General features: G+C 38.4%; 19 protein-coding genes and 2 pseudogenes. 20 read left to right on the forward strand and 1 reads right to left on the reverse strand.

The genetic code is table 11. The features are described 5' to 3' along the window. The first annotated feature begins 180 nt into the window (after window positions 1-180). From B5488_RS02820 to B5488_RS02915, 20 genes and pseudogenes are all read left to right on the forward strand, one after another. A complete protein-coding gene (locus B5488_RS02820; RefSeq protein WP_079733892.1) occupies window positions 181-1,551 on the forward strand; it encodes a 3-keto-disaccharide hydrolase in 1,371 nt (456 codons plus the stop codon). 9 nt (window positions 1,552-1,560) lie between these two features. Then, window positions 1,561-2,904, forward strand: a complete 1,344-nt coding sequence (locus tag B5488_RS02825) for a Gfo/Idh/MocA family protein (RefSeq protein WP_079733893.1) — start codon at window positions 1,561-1,563, stop codon at window positions 2,902-2,904. A gap of 56 nt (window positions 2,905-2,960) precedes the next feature. Then, the gene (locus B5488_RS02830) at window positions 2,961-4,163 is read left to right on the forward strand and encodes a Gfo/Idh/MocA family protein (RefSeq protein ID WP_079733894.1); all 1,203 of its coding nucleotides are present in this window, start codon (window positions 2,961-2,963) and stop codon (window positions 4,161-4,163) included. Window positions 4,164-4,188: 25 nt separating this feature from the next. Beyond that, window positions 4,189-5,592, forward strand: a complete 1,404-nt coding sequence (uxaC, locus tag B5488_RS02835; RefSeq protein WP_079733895.1) for a glucuronate isomerase — start codon at window positions 4,189-4,191, stop codon at window positions 5,590-5,592. Next, on the forward strand, window positions 5,592-6,353 hold the full coding sequence (locus B5488_RS02840; RefSeq protein WP_079733896.1) for a sugar kinase: 762 nt from the start codon (window positions 5,592-5,594) through the stop codon (window positions 6,351-6,353). The genes uxaC and B5488_RS02840 overlap by 1 nt, the downstream gene beginning before the upstream one ends. Before the next feature lie 50 nt (window positions 6,354-6,403). After that, window positions 6,404-7,399, forward strand: a complete 996-nt coding sequence (locus B5488_RS02845; RefSeq protein ID WP_079733415.1) for an IS1595 family transposase — start codon at window positions 6,404-6,406, stop codon at window positions 7,397-7,399. 68 nt (window positions 7,400-7,467) lie between these two features. Further along, entirely contained in the window at window positions 7,468-7,671 is a 204-nt protein-coding gene (locus tag B5488_RS02850) for a PfkB family carbohydrate kinase (protein ID WP_231919797.1), read from the forward strand. Between the two features lie 24 nt (window positions 7,672-7,695). Then, on the forward strand, window positions 7,696-8,367 hold the full coding sequence (locus B5488_RS02855) for a bifunctional 4-hydroxy-2-oxoglutarate aldolase/2-dehydro-3-deoxy-phosphogluconate aldolase (RefSeq protein WP_079733898.1): 672 nt from the start codon (window positions 7,696-7,698) through the stop codon (window positions 8,365-8,367). Then, complete coding sequence (locus B5488_RS02860) at window positions 8,364-9,350, forward strand: TRAP transporter substrate-binding protein (protein WP_079733899.1); 987 nt, start codon at window positions 8,364-8,366, stop codon at window positions 9,348-9,350. Before B5488_RS02855 ends, B5488_RS02860 begins: the two co-directional genes overlap by 4 nt. Before the next feature lie 4 nt (window positions 9,351-9,354). Next, complete coding sequence (locus tag B5488_RS02865; RefSeq protein WP_079733900.1) at window positions 9,355-9,822, forward strand: TRAP transporter small permease; 468 nt, start codon at window positions 9,355-9,357, stop codon at window positions 9,820-9,822. Beyond that, window positions 9,819-11,108: a TRAP transporter large permease gene (locus B5488_RS02870; protein ID WP_079733901.1), complete on the forward strand. Its 1,290-nt coding sequence runs from the start codon at window positions 9,819-9,821 to the stop codon at window positions 11,106-11,108. Before B5488_RS02865 ends, B5488_RS02870 begins: the two co-directional genes overlap by 4 nt. A gap of 20 nt (window positions 11,109-11,128) precedes the next feature. Then, window positions 11,129-11,947, forward strand: coding sequence for an SDR family oxidoreductase (locus tag B5488_RS02875; protein WP_079733902.1), 819 nt, complete (start codon window positions 11,129-11,131; stop codon window positions 11,945-11,947). 12 nt (window positions 11,948-11,959) lie between these two features. Beyond that, entirely contained in the window at window positions 11,960-13,156 is a 1,197-nt protein-coding gene (gene uxuA, locus B5488_RS02880; protein ID WP_079733903.1) for a mannonate dehydratase, read from the forward strand. Between the two features lie 429 nt (window positions 13,157-13,585). Further along, window positions 13,586-14,422 (forward strand): endonuclease/exonuclease/phosphatase family protein, encoded by an 837-nt coding sequence (locus B5488_RS02885; protein WP_262507339.1) that lies wholly within the window; start codon window positions 13,586-13,588, stop codon window positions 14,420-14,422. 140 nt (window positions 14,423-14,562) lie between these two features. Beyond that, window positions 14,563-15,687: an ROK family protein gene (locus tag B5488_RS02890; protein WP_079733905.1), complete on the forward strand. Its 1,125-nt coding sequence runs from the start codon at window positions 14,563-14,565 to the stop codon at window positions 15,685-15,687. An 18-nt stretch (window positions 15,688-15,705) separates the two neighbouring features. Next, window positions 15,706-16,779: pseudogene (locus B5488_RS02895) on the forward strand (GMC family oxidoreductase N-terminal domain-containing protein); the annotation flags it as partial. A gap of 191 nt (window positions 16,780-16,970) precedes the next feature. Then, entirely contained in the window at window positions 16,971-17,798 is an 828-nt protein-coding gene (locus B5488_RS02900; protein WP_231919798.1) for a tyrosine-type recombinase/integrase, read from the forward strand. Continuing rightward, window positions 17,798-18,937 carry an IS91 family transposase gene (locus B5488_RS02905; RefSeq protein ID WP_079733906.1) on the forward strand — a complete coding sequence of 380 codons (1,140 nt, stop codon included), beginning with the start codon at window positions 17,798-17,800 and terminating at the stop codon, window positions 18,935-18,937. Before B5488_RS02900 ends, B5488_RS02905 begins: the two co-directional genes overlap by 1 nt. A gap of 268 nt (window positions 18,938-19,205) precedes the next feature. Next, window positions 19,206-19,856: pseudogene (locus B5488_RS02910) on the forward strand (GMC oxidoreductase); the annotation flags it as partial. An 11-nt stretch (window positions 19,857-19,867) separates the two neighbouring features. Further along, the gene (locus tag B5488_RS02915; RefSeq protein WP_079733907.1) at window positions 19,868-20,566 is read left to right on the forward strand and encodes a gluconate 2-dehydrogenase subunit 3 family protein; all 699 of its coding nucleotides are present in this window, start codon (window positions 19,868-19,870) and stop codon (window positions 20,564-20,566) included. Between the two features lie 106 nt (window positions 20,567-20,672). On the opposite strand, the gene B5488_RS02920 is transcribed toward B5488_RS02915, so the two are convergent. Continuing rightward, window positions 20,673-21,056: a BfmA/BtgA family mobilization protein gene (locus B5488_RS02920; protein ID WP_079733908.1), complete on the reverse strand. Its 384-nt coding sequence runs from the start codon at window positions 21,054-21,056 to the stop codon at window positions 20,673-20,675. Between the last annotated feature and the right edge of the window lie 272 nt (window positions 21,057-21,328).

The raw sequence follows: 21,328 nt of genomic DNA on the forward strand, positions 1-21,328 counted from the left end.
CTATATTAAAAACGGAACTATGGTTCAAATTTCTAATGATACAAAAAAATATCTGAGAAAAGAAAAGCGTAGTGTCGAATGAATTAATCATAGAAATAGTTCTTAGAAAGACCAAGCATCGCGATTTAAAAACAATCAAATATTTGAATATCAATACAAAAATATATTAAAGAGGATTATATGAAAATTTTAATTTTAAGGATGCTTGTTATTGCGATTAGCGTACCACTATTAATAAACTGCACCGATAAGTCAGATAAAGAAGCTTTTGGTAAACCAATGTTTAGTGGAGAAAACTTCTCCGGCTGGAGCCAGAAGAATGGAAATGCAAAATATGGATTGGAGGATGGGGTGATCGTGGGAACTACGGTTCCGGGAACACCTAATTCATTTCTCGCAACTGATAAAAAATATGGTGACTTTATCCTGGAGCTTGACTTTAAGGCAGATCCCAGTATGAATTCTGGGATCCAGATAAGAAGCAAGAGCAAACCTCAATATCAAAATAATCGTGTACATGGCTATCAGGTAGAAATTGATCCTTCAGATCGTGCGTGGAGTGGGGGGATATATGATGAAGCCAGAAGGGGATGGCTCTATCCTATGAGTCTGAATACTTCCGCGAAAAATTCATACAAAAAGGATGATTGGAACCATTACAGAATTGAAGCCATAGGTGATACCATTCAAACGTGGGTGAACGGAGTAGCAGCTGCAAACCTGGTTGATGATAAGACGCATGAAGGTTTTATCGCTCTGCAGGTACATTCAATTGGCAATGATGAAGCGCCCGGCAAACAAATCAGGTGGAAAAATGTAAGAATTATGACTGACAGCTTGGAGCATTATAACACGAAAAGTGATGCACCCGTTTTTAATACTAAAAACCAAATAACTTCTGCAGAGAAAGAGGATGGATGGAAATTGCTTTGGGATGGCAAATCTACAGAAGCCTGGCGTGGTGCAAAATTGGAAGAATTCCCAGAGAAAGGATGGGTTGTTGAGGATGGCGTTTTAACGGTAATTGCTACGGGAGGTGAAGAATCTACTGCTGGTGGGGATATCGTGACCAAAAAATTATACGGCGATTTCGAACTAAAAGTAGATTTTAAAATTACTGAAGGTGCCAATAGCGGAATCAAGTACTATGTAGATACCGACCTTAATAAGGGGCCGGGTTCTTCCATTGGTTTGGAGTATCAAATCTTGGACGATAAAAGGCATCCTGATGCCAAAAAAGGCAATCACGAAGGCAGCCGTAGCCTTGCTTCATTATACGACCTTATTAAGGCAGACCCCAATAAACCGGTTAATCCAATAGGGGAGTGGAACACTGCGCATATTATTTCTAAAGATGGCCATGTGGAACATTGGCTTAATGGGATGAAGGTGTTGGAGTTTGACAGGAATAGTGAAGATTTCTTAAAACTTGTTTCTGAAAGTAAATATGAGAAATGGCCTGATTTCGGCCAATTAGAGAAGGGTCAAATTCTATTACAAGATCATGGAAATAGGGTAAGCTTTAAAAATATTAAAATCAAATCTTTATAAACTAAAAATATGAACACGAGAAGAAATTTTATAAAAAAAACAGCCTTGGGAAGTGCCGGGATAGCGATGGCCGGTTCAGCCATGGGGATGCCTGCCAGTAGCTATCGTCGCATTATAGGGGCCAACGATCGATTAAATGTCGCTATTGCCGGTCTTGGCAGAAGGCTGGGCGCGTTCTATGAGCCCATTGCATTAAAAGAGAGCAATGTGCAGTTGATGTACTTGTGCGATGTGATGAAAAGCCAACGTGAAAAGGCATTGGAAAAATTCCAAGAGCATATAGATTACAAGCCTAAGTTAGAAAATGATATTCGAAAAATAATTGATGACCCCAAGGTAGATGTTTTGATTAACGCCACGCCCGATCATTGGCATACCCCGGGATCCATTATCGCCATGCAAGGGGGGAAACATGTATATGTAGAAAAACCATGTAGCCATGATATGAATGAAAATGAGCTGATTGTTAAAGCTGCAAAAAAATATAATCGTGTGGTACAGATGGGGAATCAGCAGCGTTCTGCTGGCCCTTCTATAGAAATTATCAACGAAATTCACAATGGAGTTATCGGCACCCCATACAAGGCCGTGGCATTCTATAATAATGCCCGCGGACCGGTTCCCACGCAAGAAAAAGCTGCTGTCCCTGAAGGTTTAGATTGGGAGCTTTGGCAGGGTCCGGCCACCCGAAGGGAATATACCAGTGAAACCTGGAACTATAATTGGCACTGGTATGGTTGGAACTATGGTACAGCAGAAGCCGGGAATAATGGAACCCATGAATTGGATATAGCAAGATGGGCTTTAAATGTTGGTTTTCCCACGCATGCGCAGGTAGAGGCACACAAACGCCATTTTGTTCAAGATGGCTGGGAGATGTATGATACTATGGAAGCAACCTTTAAATTCCCTGAAGATAAAATCATTCAATGGGATGGAAAAAGCAGAAATGGATATGACACCTATGGTTTAGGGGGCAGAGGTACCATAATTTATGGTAGTGAAGGCACCGTGTTTTTAAATAGGGGAAAATATATTTTGACCGATCGCAGCGGAAAAGTAATTAAAAACAGTAAATCAGAATCTAGTGAGTCTGGGACAGCACTTGGAGGCGGTGGAGATATGTCAACTACCCACGTCCAAAATTTCTTCGATAGCGTTAGGGGAAATGCCAAATTGAATGCACCCATTGATGATGCAAGTATCAGTATGGCGATGGTGCACTATGCTAATATCGCCTATAGAACCGGCAAGGGCTTAGAAATAGATGAAAATACCGGTGCGATGTATGACCGTGAAGCAATGAAATTATGGAGCCGCGAGTATGCAAAAGGTTGGGAACCAAAATTATAAAATTCTTATTTGATGATAATTTTATATATCGATATGAGTAATGAAATAAAGAAAGAATGAAAAGAAGAGATTTTGTTATTAAAAGTGGCTTGGCTTCGGCAGCAATGGTCACTTCTTCGGCAATGATGCCAAATATTTTGAATTTTGGAAATAGTAATGAGACGGTAAATATTGGGATAGTTGGAACCGGTGCCAGGGGTAGCGGACTTATCCCTTTTATTAACCAGATTAAGAATTTAAATGTTGCCGGATGTTGCGATATTTTACCATTTCGGTTAGAAGAAGGTCTTGAGAAAACCAATGGTAAAGCAAAAGGGTATGAAGATTATCGTAAAATGCTTGATAATAAGGATATCGATGCATTACTGGTGGCTGTGCCTTTTAGCATGCACGCAAAGATTGCTGTAAATGCCCTTGATGCTGGGAAACATGTGTATTGTGAGAAGACAATGGCCAAAGGCTATAAAGGAATCCAAGAGTTGGTAAATAAAGTTAATTATTCCAAGAAAATATTTCAAGTGGGCCATCAATATCACAGCTCAAGGCTTTATACCCATGTGGTGGATTTAATAAAGAGTGGTAAAATTGGCAATATTACTGCGTTTGACTGTCAATGGAACCGGCATGGGGATTGGCGAAGGCCGGTGCCAAGACCGGAGTTGGAAAAGATTATAAACTGGAGGATGTATAGGAAATATTCCGGTGGTCTGGTTGCAGAACTCTCTTCCCATCAAATAGATTTTGTTAATTGGGTCTTGGACGCTACTCCGCAAAAAGTAATGGGTATGGGCGGTATTGATTATTGGAAAGATGGCCGGGAGACATACGATAATATCCATTTAATATATGAATACCCCGATGGCATAAAAGCAAAATTCACCTGTCTTACCAGTAATGCCAAGGATGATTACCAAATAAAAGTGATGGGGGATAAGGGTACCATTGTATTGGATTATGATCAAGCCTGGTTCTATCCAGAGGGGAATAATTATAAAAAAGAGCTTGGGGAGGTGGATGGAGTTTCAGGTGCAACCGTGCAATGGGACAAGGGTAAAGGGATTCCTATTGAAGTAAACCATGCCGACCCTAGTAAACAAGCATTAATGGATTTTAGGGACAGCATTGTGAACAACAAAAATCCGGAATCCGATATAATGTCTGGGGGTAAAACGGCTACTTGTGTTCAAATGGGATTGGACGCGATGTACAATAATGAAATTGTGAAATGGAAAAATGAATTTTCTGATTTTTATAGCTAAGATCGGAATGTGAAAATTGCTATTTATGAGTAAAAATAAGTACCTACATGACAACTTTATGTTAGAAAACAAATATGCGGAAGAGTTATACCATTCTTACGCTAAAGATCAACCTATTATTGATTATCATAACCATTTGTCTCCGGCAGATATCGCAACCGATCGTCAATTTGATAATATTACCCAGCTCTGGTTAAATAATGATCATTATAAATGGAGGGCAATGCGTTCCAATGGGATTGAGGAAAAGTATATTACTGGTAGCGCTAATAACCAGGAAAAATTTGAAGCTTGGGGGAAAACCGTACCACATACACTTCGTAACCCTTTGTATCATTGGACACATTTAGAGCTTGAACGTTATTTTGGGATTGATGAGTTGCTAAACGAAAGTACCGCAGCTCATATTTACAAAGATGTGAATGAGCAACTTCAACAAAAAGAAAATTCTTGCCGAGGCTTGCTTACACAAATGAATGTTAAAGCACTTTGCACTACAGAGGATCCAACGGACGATTTGAAATACCACCAAGAATTGCGCCAGAGCAATTTTGGAATAAAAGTAAGTACTGCCTTTCGTCCTGATAAATCAATTTTAATTGAGGCAAATGGATATACTGAATATTTAAAAAAATTAGGAGAGGTATCAGGGATGGAGATTAGAAGTTTTCAGGATTTAAAGAATGCACTGTCAAAACGCATCGAATATTTTCATGAAAATGGTTGCAGGCTTTGTGACCACAGCTTCAGTTCCATGCCGTTTACCAATTTTACTGAATCTGAAGTCAATACTGTTTTTCAACATAAATTAGCGGGAAAACCAATTTCTTCGGAAGACATCGAAAAATTCAAAATATCGTTATTGTTGTTCTTAGGGGAAACTTATCATCGATTTGGTTGGGTACAACAATTCCATTTAGGCGCGCTAAGAAATAACAACGAACGAATGCTAGCAAAACTTGGTCCCGATACTGGTTGGGATTCGATCGGAGATTACAGGCAGGCCGAAAAACTTTCACATTTTCTGAATAGCTTGGATGGAAAAGACAAACTCACAAAAACTATTTTGTATAATATCAACCCTGCGGATAATGAGGTTTTTGCGACTATGATTGGGAACTTTAATGACGGCAACGTAAGAGGAAAGATACAATGGGGGTCCGGCTGGTGGTTTTTAGATCAGAAAGACGGAATGGAAAGGCAAATGAACACCCTTTCCAATATGGGACTTATTAGTTGCTTTATAGGAATGCTAACTGATTCCAGAAGTTACCTGTCATTCCCAAGACATGAATATTTCCGAAGAATTTTATGTAATCTCTTCGGGAAAGATATTGCTTCAGGAGAATTGCCTAAAGATATGGAGTTGATTGGTAATACCATTGCCAATATCTGCTATGGAAACGCTAATGAATACTTTGATTTTTAATGAGCATTTCGACAAAACATAGAAAGATTGTCACCTTTGGTGAAGTACTAATGCGGCTAAGTCCTGCTGAAAAACGTAAACTTACCCAAACTAATAGGATTGATTTCTATTTTGGTGGTACTGAGATGAACGTTGCTGCTTCGCTTTCATATTTCGGGGAACAAACCCAACAAATCACCAATGTTTCTGATGATTTGGTTGGTGATGCGGCTATTACACAGATGCGACAGTTTGGGATCGATGTTTCTGCAGTGAACAAAGTGAACCATCCACTTGGCTTATATTTTCTGGAAGTAGGTGCGGGGATGCGGGCCAGTAAAATTGCTTATAATCGTTTCCACGGTAGTTTCTCCAAAATCACGCCCGAAAGTGTAAATTGGGAAGCCATTTTGGATGAAGCTAGCAATTTGCATTGGACGGGGATTTCCCCTGCAATTTCGGAAAATGCATATGAAACCCTGAAAATCGGTTTGTTAAAAGCCAAAGCAAAGGGAATTACCATCACTGCCGATCCGGCGTATCGTAGTAATCTTTGGAAATACGGTAAAGAAGGTTGCGAAGTACTGAAAGAACTGGTAAGTCTATCCACAATTTTTATTGGTGGGGTCAAGGAAATCAACGAAATCTTGAAAACGGATTTTGATTTTTCTGAAAATGGATTTATTGAAGCAAGTAAAGCTTTAATTGAAACTTGTCCTTCCATCGAAAAAGTATTTGATAAAGTTCGTACAGGATTAAGCGCCGGCTGGCAAAAAGTCTAAGCTTTGTTCTAAGATGAATATGTCTTATATTTGTGTAAAACTATATAGATATGATACCTTCAGATTTCAGGGATTTTTTCGTTAATAGTCCAGCGACTGTTCAACAAGAGATAGTGGCTTCGTTGCTATCATTGTCTTTGCAAGAAAGTGAAGTAAAGGACAGCAACGAGGCAAAAGCAGTTACCTGTCCTCATTGCTCAGAAAAGCGTGTTCGTGCCAATGGCAAGCTCAAAGGCGTTCAACGCTATGTTTGCAATGGCTGTAAGAAGAATTTCAGTGAGACCACAGGTAAGTTTTGGTATAATATAAAAAAGAAAGAGAAGTTAAATCGGTATTTATACTGTTTGTTGTCGGGCTACAGTATCAGGAAAAGTGCAGAAGAGACGGAGATATCAATTCAAACGTCCTTTGATTGGAGACATAAATTGCTCACGTCATTTTCCAGTGTTTCGGTAGAAGAGTTTCAGGGCATAGTCGAAAGCGATGACCTGTTCTTTGCCTACTCAGAAAAAGGAGGACGTCATTTAGGTAGAAAACCGAAAATGCGAGGAGAAAAAGCAAGCAAAGCAGGCATAAGTGATGAAAAAGTAGCTGTAGTGGCAACTTGTGATAGATCTGGAAACAAAGACTTTAAAGTGGCCACAAGAGGTCGTATCAGTAAAGAGGATCTGAATAGAATACTTAAAGGGAAACTTGATAAAGCTGACGTACTCTGCAGCGACAGCCATAGAAGTTATGGTGCTTTTGCAAAAGCCAACACAATTGCCCATAAAAAGTTCAACACCTCAAAGGGACAGCGAACCGTAGATAAGGTGTACCATGTCCAGAATGTAAACAATATGGATATGAGATTGAGAAAGTTCATGGATTCTTTCAATGGGGTAGCTACAAAATACTTACAGAATTACTTGAATTGGTTCTTGGTACTTGAAAAAATCAAGAACTCAACCAGTAAAATGGCAACAGTTACAGCCATTGCCTTTGCTTCAAATAGCGCATGGTACGAGTACAAACAACAACTATTCAATATGCTAATTAGAACTTAGCCAAAGTCTATGGTCGCGCTTGGACAGGTTTGGAATATATTGAAACCGATGAGTTAGAAGTTACTGATGTGGTCGACCGCATTGGAACTGGTGATGCTTATGCTGCGGGACTAATTTATGGGCTGATTCATTTTGATAATGAAAAGGCCTTGCGTTTTGCCAATGCGGCCTGCGCATTAAAGCATACTATTTTAGGAGACGTTAATCTTGTAAGTCCTCAAGAAATAGAAGAAGTGATGGCGGGAAACACCGGAGGACGTATAAAAAGATAAAAACAACATAAGCATTTATAACAGATGGCAACATATACAAGAATAGAAGTTGTACAACAAATGAAGAAAACAGGAATTGTTCCTGTATTTTATCATCAGGATATACCTACTTGCAAAGCAATTTTAAAAGCCTGCTTTGAGGGTGGTGCCCGTGTATTTGAATTTACCAACCGCGGAGATTTTGCTCATGAAGTTTTTGTGGAACTGGAGAAATTCACTAGAGAAAAACTACCAGGGATGATGCTGGGGGTTGGTTCAGTAATTGATTCGGGAACAACAGCACTTTATCTTCAGCTAGGAGCCAACTTTGTGGTTTCCCCACTAATCAATGCTGAAATGGCCAAAATTTGCAACCGTCGGAAAGTATCGTGGCTGCCAGGCTGCGGATCGGTAACCGAAATTAATTATGCGGAGGAACTGGGAGCTGAAGTTGTTAAGATTTTTCCTGGATCTCAGGTGGGAGGGCCTTCGTTTATAAAAGCGGTTAGGGGACCACTACCATGGTCGAGTATCATGCCTACGGGAGGGGTTTCTCCAACAAAAGAAAACCTAAAGGAATGGTTTACTGCCGGGGTCCACTGTGTTGGGGTCGGTTCAAAATTGTTTTATAAAAAAGAAGATGGAAGTTTTGATTACGAAAAAGTAGAAGAGCAGGTAAAAGAATCAATTAAAATTATAGAATCATTACGAAAATGATAAACTTTAAAAAAAAATATCTGTTTTTCAGTTGTTCGTTGCTTTGCATATTGTTTTTAGCCTGCGAATCTGAAGATGAAAAAAAAGTGATCCGTTTGGGGCATGGACTGGATACATCACATTCTGTTCATAAAGCTATGCTTTATATGTCTCAGCGTTTAGAAGAGAAATCTAAAGGAACAATGACTATCGATATATATCCTAATCAGCAGTTAGGATCGGAGCGTGAAAGCCTGGAACTATTACAGATTGGAAGTTTGGGAATGACGAAGGTTTCAGCAGCAACTATGGAAAATTTTTCGGACGAATTTAAAGTTTTAAATCTTCCGTATCTCTTCAGGAATGATGAACATCGTTTTAAGGTTTTAGAAGGAAATATTGGAGAGAATTTATTGAAAAGTAGTCAGAGTAAGCGATTGTTAGGTTTAACATTTTATGACTCAGGAACAAGGAATTTTTATGCAAATAGGCCCATAAAATCACCAGCAGATTTAAAAGGTTTAAAATTAAGGGTGATGCCCAGCCAAACAGCGATCAATACTGTAGAACATTTAGGTGGTTCCCCTACACCAATAAGCTGGGGAGAATTATATACGGCTCTTCAACAGGGAATTGTTGATGGTGCAGAGAATAACCTGCCAAGCTATTACCTAAATAATCATTATGATGTATGTCCTTACTACACTATGGACGAACATACTGCTGTTCCAGACGAACTGATAATTAGTACTATTGTTTGGAATAAATTAAATCTTGAACAACAAAAATGGTTAAAGGAAGCTGCGGAAGAATCTTCTGTCTATCAAAAGAAATTATGGCAGGATTCTGAACAGGAAGCATTGGACGGAATGAAGGAGGCGGGTGTGACCATAATCCATCCTGATAAGGAAAAATTCAGAGAATTAGTGAAACCTATGTATGATGAATTTAAAAAGGATCCTGTAATGAAGAAAACCATAGAAGCAATACAAGCTGTACAATAACAATATGAAGAAAATATTAGATAAAATTTTAGGCGGTGTATTAGTCATTTTGATGGCGATAAATGTGATGGCTGTGTTATGGCAGGTATTCTCGAGATATATATTGCAAAATCCCAGCTCGGGGACTGAAGAAATTGCAAGATTTCTACTTATTTGGATCGGATTACTTGGCGCAGCTTATGCTTCCGGGCAACAAGAACATTTGTCGATAAATATTTTACCTCCAAAACTTGAACCCGAAAACCGTATTAAACTGATGATATTCATCAATATATTGATTGTTGCTTTTTGTGTGACTGTTCTAGTTATCGGGGGTGGCAATCTGGTTTTAATGAATATCGAATTAGGTCAAAATTCGGCAGCTTTACATTTGCCAATATCGGTTGTTTATATGGTAATTCCACTAAGTGGAATTTTAATTATCATCTATAAACTAAATGAAATTTTCAACGCAAAAAAATATTTATTATGATTATAGAGATACTCATTCTGGTCATATCCTTTATAATTTTATTGAGTATTGGGGTTCCTGTTGCCTGGTCGATTGGTATTTCCTGTCTTGCTGCTCTTCTCGTTTCTGTCGATTCTCTGGCAACATTTACCACTGTGGCTCAGCGTATGGCTACTGGTCTTGATAGTTTTTCGTTGCTTGCCATTCCATTTTTTATTCTGGCGGGTCAAATTATGAATCAGGGGGGGATTGCCAAACGACTCATCAGCTTTGCTAAAGCTTTAATAGGCTCGCTTCCTGGAGGTCTTATATATGTAAATGTAATTGCGTCTATGCTTTTTGGAGCTATTTCAGGCTCTGCTGTGGCTGCGGCTTCTGCAATTGGTGGAATTTTAGGACCACATATGGAACGTGAGAATTATTCCAAAGAGTTTGGAGCAGCCATCAACGTGACTAGCTCTACAACAGGGTTAATCATTCCACCATCTAATGTGCTTATTGTATATTCTATGGCCAGTGGTGGCGTATCTATTGCTAGTTTATTCTTAGCTGGATATATTCCGGGAATTCTAATGGGATTAGCTTTAATGCTTATGGGTACAGTCTGGATAAGAAAAAAGAAATATCCAGCAGGAGAGCGCAGTACTCTTAAATTAATATCCACTACATTCCTAGTAGCTCTGCCAAGTTTATTATTGTTGATTATTGTAATAGGGGGAATAGTTTTAGGAGTTTTTACGGCTACAGAAGCTTCAGGAATTGCAGTGCTGTATACTCTTATTCTGGCTTCAATCTATAAAGAAATTAATCTAAAAAAGTTATATAATATCTTTTTAAATTCAATTGGTACAACAGCGATTGTATTATTACTTATTGCAACTTCCATGAGTATGAGCTGGGTGATGTCTTTCGAAAATATTCCGCAGACGGTAAGTGAACTATTATTGGGATTAAGTGAAAATAAATATGTGATTCTGCTAATAATCAATTTGCTTTTACTCTTTGTAGGAACTTTCATGGACATAACTCCAGCAGTGTTAATTTTCACACCAATATTCCTACCTGTAGTCGAAAATTTGGGTGTTGATCCTGTGCACTTCGGGATGATCATGGTAATGAATCTTTGTGTGGGATTATGTACACCACCTGTAGGATCAGTATTGTTTATTGGAGTGGGAGTAGCCAAGACTTCTATTCAGAAAGTAATTAAGCCTCTATTACCTCTTTATGTAGTTATGTTTATTGTATTACTAATGATCACTTTTATACCAGGAATTAGCCTATGGCTACCAAAATTGTTTGAATAATTAACTAAAATATTAATAAAATGAAAACTATAGTTATTACAGGTGCGGGTGGAGTATTATGTAGCACCTTAGCTATCGCCCTAGCAAAGAAGGGAAACAAAATAGCATTATTGGATTTGAATTTGGAAAAGGCAGAAGAAATTGCCGAAACTATAATAAAGAATGGGGGCGAAGCTTTAGCTATAAAGGTAAATGTACTTGAAAAAGAGACCTTATTAACAGCTCGTAAAAGAGTAAAGGATATCTTTGGTCCTTGTGAGGTTCTTATTAATGGTGCAGGAGGAAATCATCCCAAAGCAACAACGGGGCATCAGTTTTTTGACCCTTCGAAAGAACAGAATGATAGTGTAAAGACATTTTTCGATTTAGATACTGAAGGTATAAAATTTGTTTTTGAACTGAATTTCTTGGGAACTTTGTTACCAACTCAGGTTTTTGCTGAAGATATGCTTACCATTGAAGGTGGAAATATCATCAATATTTCTTCTATGAATTCTTTTCAACCCCTAACCAAAATTCCGGCTTATAGCGGAGCAAAAGCTGCAATTTCAAATTTTACCCAGTGGCTTTCTGTTTATTTTTCAAAAGTTGGTATTCGAGTAAATGCCCTTGCACCAGGTTTTTTCTTAACAGAACAAAACAGGACTCTGCTTACTAACGAAGATGGTAGTCTTACCGAAAGAGGGGAAACTATTATTAAAAGAACACCCCTTAGCAAATTCGGTGAACCTGAGGATTTAATTTCTACTACATTTTGGTTATGTGATGAAGGTTCTAAGTTTATTACTGGGATCGTAGTGCCAATAGATGGCGGATTTAGCGCGTATAGCGGAATTTAAAATAAATAAATTATGAAATTAGGATTAGAACAAACATGGCGTTGGTACGGGCCTAAAGATTACGTAAGTCTAGCTGATGTGAAACAAGCTGGAGCAACTGGCGTTGTAACAGCCTTGCATCATATTCCGAATGGAGAGATCTGGCCCGAAGAAGATATTTTAAAAAGAAAACAGGAAATCGAAGATAATGGACTAACATGGTCTGTAGTAGAGAGTGTTCCTATCCACGAGGATATAAAAACACAAACGGGGGATTTTGAAAAATATATTCAAAACTATAGAGAAACAATTCGAAACCTGGGGGCATGTGGTATTGATATTGTTTGCTACAATTTTATGCCGGTTTTAGACTGGACCAGGACAGATCTTGACTTTGAGATGAAGGATACTTCTACCGGTTTGCGCTTTGAAAAGAAAGCTTTTGTGGCATTTGAATTATTTCTATTAAAAAGAAAAGCAGCAGGGAATCGCTATTCTCAGCAGGAAATTCATGAAGCTAAGGAATATTTTGAAAATATTTCAGAAGAAAAAAAAGAAGAACTTGTAAATAACATTATCGCCGGTTTGCCCGGGGCCGAAGAAAATTATTCGCTTCAGGATTTCAATTCAATTTTGGATCGTTATAACGAAATTGATGAAAAGAAGCTAAGGAAACACTTAATCTATTTTTTAAAGCAAATTATTCCGGTCGCAGAAAAGGTGGAGATTAACATGTGCATTCATCCGGATGATCCACCGTTTTCGCTGTTGGGCTTGCCACGAGTGGTAAGTACGGCGAAAGATGTTCAGTATTTATTCGAGGCGGTACCTGTACGAAATAACGGCTTAACATTTTGTACCGGATCTTTTGGCGTTCGGGAGGATAATAATTTGCCCGAAATGGTTAAACAATTTGCAGAGCGTATTCATTTTATTCATTTACGTAGTACGTTAAGAGATGCTGAAGGTAATTTTCATGAAGCAGATCATTTAGATGGTGATGTCGATATGTATGGAGTTATGAAAGCTCTGTTGGAAGAACAAAAACGAAGGATGGAAGAAGGCAGAAAAGATATTAGATTGCCAATGAGACCTGACCACGGCCATAAAATGCTTGATGATTTAAAGAAAAAGAGTAATCCAGGTTATTCTGCTATCGGTCGTTTAAGAGGTCTTGCCGAGTTACGAGGCGTGGAATATGCCATAGTCAGAGCATTTAAAAAGGTATGACAGAATTATAAAAATCAATCTTTTTCTCTAGGCTCCCTATTTTTTCACCTTATTAAGCTCTATCAAACTTTTTTCAATAGAAATAGCATCTTGCATTTTATTCAGGACTATAAGCTGATAACTGTAGTGAAAGTAGGATACTTATAAGTAAGGCTGCTTTTGTTGATAATAAAAAGGTTTTGTAATGAACAAAATAAAGAACAAACAAAAATTTGAAGCCATAGTAATCGGCACCGGGATAACCGGGGGCTGGACTTCAAGTGTAAGCTTCCCTTAAAAGAGAAACTAATATAAGCGATGTTCCATACTCACTTTCAAATGAATCTCAATGATGAATAATAGAATAAAAAAAACCTTTTTACTCTTCTAATAATTATTTTATGCTTTAGTTCAGTTGATGCCCAAATCTTAAGAGCAGCGAGTTACAACTTGAGGTATGACAATCCTGACGATTCATTGAATAACTGGAAGTACCGGAGAAATACGGTTGCTAAATTAATTCAGTTTCATGATTTTGATATTTTTGGTAGTCAGGAAGGTTTGCGCCATATGTTGGATCAATTATCGAATAGACTTCCTGATTATTCTTATATCGGAGTCGGGCGGGATGACGGAAAACAAAAAGGGGAGCATTCAGCTATATTTTATAAAACTAAAATGTTTCAGCTTTTGGACAAAGGTGATTTTTGGCTTTCGGAAGATCCTTCGAAACCCAATGTGGGTTGGGATGCCGTTTTACCGAGAATTGTTTCTTGGGGAAAATTTAAAGAGAAAGAGACAGGTCTTGTATTCTTCTTTTTTAATGTTCACTTCGATCATGTCGGTATTATTGCCAGGAAAGAAAGCTCTAAGCTTATCTTAAGAAAAATAAAAGATATAGCTAAAAATAAACCAACTTTATTAACCGGGGATTTTAATGTAGATCAAAATAGTGCCAGCTTTAAGGTTTTAAATGGCTCTGAATTACTAACTGATGCTTATGATCTCGCCGATCTGAAATATGGTCCGGAAGGTAGTTTTAACGGTTTTAAGATAAACACACGTAGTGAAAGTCGGATAGACCATGTTTTTGTGACTGATGACTTTAAGGTTTTAAAGCACGGTATTTTAACTGATACCTATCATACCGATATGAAAAAACTTAAAAAAGAGAAAAATTCAGGAGCTCACCCCAAAGAGATTTTACTTTATGAAAATCAAGCGCGTCTAACTTCAGATCATTATCCAGTTTTAACTGTTTTAAAGATTAGAAATAAAGAAAAATAAAATGAAAGAAATAGGTTTATTAGTGCTTTTTTTCTAGGGCAAGTACCTTATTCGGCGAGTCTCTATGGAAGACCTATCAAGGAAAACCGTAATTATTGCAATAATAGAATAATAAATAATCTTACTGCTTAATATTACAAATGAATATATTTCAAGACGAAAGAATAGTTTTAACATTAGATGCTGGAGGAACAAATTTTGTTTTTTCAGCTTTAAAAGGGGGAGAACCTATAACTCCTTTAATAACATCCCCTTCCAATTCTACTGATTTAAAGAAATGTTTGGAAACGATTATTAATGGTTTTAAAGAAGTAGAAGAGTTATTACTTCCAGAGAAGGCAATTGCTATTAGTTTTGCTTTTCCCGGCCCTGCAGAATACAAAAGGGGAATCATCATAAATCCTCCTAATTTTCCTTCTTTTAATGGGGGTGTTGCTTTGGGACCAATGTTGGAGGATTATTTTAATTTGCCTACTTACATTAACAACGATGGGGATCTTTTTACTTATGGTGAGGCTATTGGAGGTTTTCTTCCTGAGGTCAATAAAGGTTTCAAAGATTTCGAAATAGGTAAAGAGTTTAAAAATCTCATCGGTGTCACAATAGGGACTGGTTTTGGTGCTGGAATTGTTATAAACAATCAAATTTGCGGTGGAGATAATTCGGCAGGAGGTGAAATTTGGTTAATGCGAAATTTATTGGAGCCAGAAATTATAGTTGAAGAAAGTGTCAGTGTTAGGGGAATTCAATATTATTATAAGGAGATATCTACAGAAAGTGCAGCATTAAGTCCAAGAGATATTTTTGAAATCGCTATTGGGGAAAAAGAGGGAAACCGTGATGCAGCCGTGAAGGCCTATAATGAAGTAGCACAGGTGGCTGCGGAAGCATTGGCTAATGCAATTACCATGATCGATGGTGCAGTGGTAATTGGGGGTGGTATAGCAGGTTCTTCAAGTTTATTGCTTCCACAAATTCTAAAGCACTTAAATAGTAATATTGAAAATAGAAAAAGGAAGAAATTTAGTCGAATAGTTTCCAAAGCCTTTTCCTTTGAAGAAGAAAAATCTAAACAAGAGTTTTATAACAGGGCTACTAAAAAAATTGAAATTCCATTTTCTTCCCGGAAAATAGAATTTTTAGAGGATAAGAGAATACCTGTGGGTATTTCTCGTTTAGGAACGAATAATGCCACAATGTTGGGAGCTTATGCTGTAGCCTTAGCAAAAGCAGAGAAAGGTGTGCGCAAAAAAGAAAAAGTATAATCTTATAAATTTAGTTGAATGGCAGTGCAAATAAGAAAACAACCTAAGAAGTATGACGTATGCATAGTAGGCTCTGGTGCCGGCGGGGGCATGGCTGCCAAATTATTGGCTGATGCAGGTTTTAAAATTGCCCTTTTGGAAGCAGGACCGGATTTTGATCCTGCCAATAGTGAACAGCGTACACAGCTTCGATGGCCTTGGGAATCTCCAAGAAGAGGAGCTTCTACAACCAGACCATTTGGCGATTTCGATATGGCTTATGGTGGCTGGGAATTAGAAGGAGAGCCTTATACCCAAAACCGGAATACTGAATTTGATTGGTTTAGATCAAGAATGTTAGGTGGAAGAACTAACCATTGGGGGCGTATTTCTCTTCGTTTCGGCCCCTTAGATTTCAAAAGAAAAGATTTTGATGGGAAAGGCGATAATTGGCCAATAGGTTACGAAGATGTGAAACCTTATTATGATAAGATTGATAAGTTAATTGGGGTTTTTGGTTCAAAGGAAAATATACCGAATGAACCTGATGGCTATTTTCTACCTCCGCCAAAACCAAGACTTCACGAATTATATATTAAAAAAGGAGCTAACAAAGCAGGTGTTCCCATGATTCCTTCACGATTATCCATTCTTACAAAACCTGTAAACAAGAAAAGAGGCGCTTGTTTTTTTTGCAGCCAATGTTCCCGATCCTGTATGGCCTACGCTGACTTTTCATCATCATCAGTATTGGTGAAACCGGCAATGGAAACCGGTAACGTAGACCTCTACGTTAATGCGATGGTTAGAGAGGTATTAACTAATGGTGAAGGAGAAGTTACTGGTGTTTCTTATATCAATAAAGAAGATTTAAAAGATTACGAATTAAAAGCAAAGGTGGTCATCCTTGCAGCCAGCGCTTGTAGTTCGGCAAGACTTCTACTCAATTCCAAATCTGCTCAGCATCCTAATGGGCTGGCAAATTCAAGCGGAGTAGTAGGTAAATACCTACACGATTCTACGGGGTCTTCCCGCGGCGGCTTTATTCCAGATCTGGTAGATAGGGAGCGCTATAACGAAGATGGAGTAGGAGGAATGCATCTTTATACACCATGTTGAACGAATCCTCCCTATCGGTCGGAAGCCCGCCTGACCAGCCCAGATAGGATGTTCATTTTGTGAAAGTAATAGATTTATTAATTTGTAGCTAAATTTTAAATCTATTATCATGTTTAAAAAAAAGTAAAACCATTGCTGAACTCGCCTTCGCAGAAGTACAGGGCTTCAGTACACTTCAAAACAAATTGGAGCAAAGCTTTTCCATTAACGGCAAGGCAAAAAGCACCTTAAACAATTACCTTAGATGTCTGGCTCACATTGCCCTGCATTATAAACGAAGCCCAGAAAAACTCTCGGTGGAAAACATTGAGGACTACCTTTATTATTGCCAAAAACTTCACAAAACCCCTTCTGAAAGTTTTTTTAAGCACACCATTTTTGGCCTCAGGGCTGCTTATAAAGTAATGGGCATGGAGGCCAAACGAGTGGCGCTGCCCCAGATCAAACGGGATCTTAAACTGCCAACCGTCTTGAGCCAAGGGGAAGTTAAACGTCTTTTAAAAGCGCCAAAGTACCTTAAACACCGCTTGATCATAGGAATGCTATATGGCTGTGGACTTCGCAGCTACGAGCTGTGCAATCTAAAATTGGCTGACATCGATTTTGATCGCAAAACAGTTTTTATTCCCAAGAAAAAAGGTAAGATCGACCGCTACGTCCCCTTGAGCAAACATTTGACCAGAGGACTAAAAAAGTATATTAAAACGGAAAACCCCCAAGTATATCTTTTTAACAGCCAGGTATCCAAAGATGGAGAAGCGCGGGGACTGACTACCAACGGAGTGCGTTGGGTAATCAAAGAGAACCGAAGTAAGATAGGCAGTTCTAAAAAAATAACCGCCCACACGTTGCGGCACAGCTTTGCTACGCATTTGTTGGAATATGGCGTTGACATTGTCAGCCTAAAAGAACTTTTGGGCCATGCCCACATCGAAATGACTTTGACTTATTTGCATGTTGCCAATTTACCTAGTTGTTCGAAGTTTTCCCCTCTAGACAAGCTCTACGATTAATGCGGCCCCAACATAAGGTAGCTGACATTTTAGAGATGGAACAGCTACAGCTCAAAAGCTTGAGCCTAACCTCATGGCATTACCGTGCATTGCAGGCCATAAGAAGGTGCCGAACAGAAGCTATGGGCGGCCATATTGATAAATGCGATTGTTGCCACGGGCTGCACATCAGTTATAACAGTTGCAGGAACAGACATTGCCCCACATGTCAGGGGCACAAACGCGAAGAATGGATTAGGGCAAGAGAGGATGAACTCTTGAACGTTCCTTATTTTCATTTGGTCTTTACCCTCCCAAGCGAGTTTAACAGCTATGCCCTGAGCCACGGCAAAATAGTGTACGGCAGTTTGTTTAGGGCTGCCTGGCATACCCTGCAGCAATTTGGGGCCAACCCCGAACACCTGGGCGGTAGGATGGGGATGATTGCGGTGCTCCATACCTGGGGCCAGAATATGAGTTTGCACCCGCACTTGCACTGCATTGTGCCGGGAGGTGGATTGAGCAAATCGGGCAAATGGAAAAAGGCAAAGAACGATAGCAAATACCTATTCAATGTAAAATCCATGAGCCAAGTGTTTAGGGCAAAATATATAGCTGAGCTTAGAAAAAGTGAGTTAAAAATTCCTCAAAAAGTTTACGATAAGGTATTCAGTAAAAAGTGGGTGGTATATGCCAAACAACCTTTTAGAAGTCCAAAATTTGTCATTGAATACCTGGGCAGATATACCCATAAAATAGCCATTAGCAATCATCGGATTACGGATGTAGATCGCAAAAACAGAAAGGTGACTTTTACTGCAAAAGATTATCGTCGTGCAGGAAAGAAAGTCAACTTAACCTTATTGGGCCAAGAGTTTATCAGGCGGTTTGCTTTACATATTTTACCTAAGGGATTTACTCGAATACGGCATTATGGTATTTTAAGCAGCAGTTGGAAGAAGGAGAAGTTGCCAAAACTGCAAGCTGAACTGGCCACAGAAAAGATAGAACCTGTCAAAACAGAGCAGCCACTTTTGCACCGCAGATGTCCTGTTTGTAAAAAAGGAAGATTGCATACGATTCTGCTGTTCAATGACCGCGGGCCACCCGAAAATTGGAAAGTCTTACTGAAAGATAAGAAATTGAATATGAGCAATTAAAAATTAATCTGCAAAGGCGGGCAGCCTCTGCTATGCCTTAACTTTAAAATTAAACGATAAAAACCAACTATTGTAAATTGAAACCACTAAAAAAGTCCAGATGACGTTATAAAATAAGTAGATTCTATATATTTTAGCCACGTAAAGACCGTTCAACCTCCAATTATCCTTCCCTCAATTCATCGTTTTACCCATAGACGGCAAATCAACCGGATTCGTCAACAAAATATTCAGCTCTTGCCTATCGGCGAGCCGAATACTTAGTTAGTGGCTTAACGATAATAAAAATCTCGGCTTTACCCGGGGGTATCATATTGAATATTGGGGAGGGATGAGTATGCCCGCCTATGGCTTTGGTTTTAATACTCAGGCTTTAAAGGAAATTACGGGTGATACATCCCGGAATGCCTATGGTACAGGTCTCAAAAAAGATGTGAAAAAATTCTATGGTGCTACCTTTGGTATGGCGGGTCGTGGGGAAAGTATTCCACGTAAAGAAAATTATTGTGAAATAGATCCTAATACGATTGACAAATTCGGGATCCCGGTGTTGAAATTTAATTACAGCTGGTCTGATGAAGAAGTTAAGCAGGCAAAGCATATGCAGGATACTTTTGAGGAGGTAATACATAATATGGGAGCAGTTCCGTTAGGCGACAAACCCGGAAAAGAAACAAATTACGGACTCGAAAATCCAGGAAGGATTATTCATGAAGTCGGTACGACAAGAATGGGAGAAGATTCTCGATATTCCGTGATCAATGAGTTTAATCAGGCCCACGATGTTCCAAATTTATTTGTAATGGATGGTGGTCCTTTTGTATCTCAGGCCGATAAAAATCCAACCTGGACCATTTTGGCGCTGGCTTGGCGCGCGACCGATTATTTGATAGAGGAACTAAAGAAAGGAAATATATAAAACTATAAGTTATGGATAGAAGGGAATCGTTAAAAACTCTTGTAATGGGCGGTATGGCTTCCAGCCTTTTCTTGAGTAGTTGCGTAACAGACAAGGAATCGCCGGTTGAAGAAGGTGATGTAATAGAGGAGAATGAAAGCTACGGAAGAACACCAGCAGAAGAAGAACGCGACGAGGAATTGCATTCAAAAACCTTTTTTTCGGAAGGAGAAATGGCTACCATAGCTATACTTTCTGATATTATTATTCCTGAAGATGATGATTCGGTTACCGCTACTGAAACGGGAGTACCGGAATTTATTGAATTTATCGTAAAAGATATGCCAGAGCACCAAATCCCAATACGTGGAGGCTTAATGTGGCTAAAACGAGAAAGTAATAAGCGTTTTGATAAATCTTTTACTGAAATTTCAGAAGAAAATCAGCTGGAAATTATAGATCATATTGCCTATCCTAAAGATTTTGAGAAAGATTCTCCCGGGCCAATTTTTTTTACAAATGTTAAAGAACTAGTCGTTACCGGATATTTTACAAGTGAACCGGGATTTAAATATCTCGATTATCGGGGGAATACCCCAAATGTTTGGGATGGGGTGCCAGCTCATATCCTAGAAAAACACGGAATGGAATACGATCAAGATTTTTTAAAAATAGCTATGGATCCGACTAACAGAAATGAAGTGATGAATTGGGACAATTATGAAGTTTAAAAAATATGTATCAAATAAGCATCTTTATAGAATACTAATTCTTGGGGTAAGAAGCTTTTAGTTCTCTTACTCTGGGTATGGATCTAATCGAAAGATCTTAAATATTCTACCATTTCAAATGATTCTTTTCTCCTGCACCTCCTTTTTCCAATTGCTTTCTTTCTAATATCAAAGGTTTTTCTTCTTTTGCTTTGACTTCGAATAGCGAGGACATCATTGCCGCGGTAGGTTTGGTCTGAAATTTTTCGATATTTTTTATAATCGCAATAAGTCCATTGAATCTTTTCTTGATAAGATTGGCTAACATCATTTTATGGGGACCCAAATCTTCATAAGGTGAAATATCGTTTTGTTCAAAAAAATCCAACATAATCATTAAATACATGGACTGGGACTGGCTCATTTTTTTGCAATGACGCCTAAATTTTTTAGCCACCGACGACTTGATCTTCAAAGTCTCAAACTTCTCTTTTTTATAATTCTTGACCATTTTTTAGTAATAAATTTGCCTGTTTTCAGGGGTTGTGAAAGGTTTTTAGTAAAAAAGGAGCTTTTATTCTCCTGAATGTTAAAATTAAATATTTTTAAAATACTGATTATCAACATATTGAGAGGGAATTAAAATATGTAACCTGGCTCTGCCGGTTACCCTCTTGCTATTCCCTCCTTCATTTTAAATTTGTGTTTAGGAACAAAAAGTTGCATTGAATTCCATTACATTTTATCATTATTATTTTACGGGAATACTCTTCATTCTTACAG

Source organism: Salegentibacter salegens (genome assembly GCF_900142975.1).
GTDB lineage: Bacteria > Bacteroidota > Bacteroidia > Flavobacteriales > Flavobacteriaceae > Salegentibacter > Salegentibacter salegens.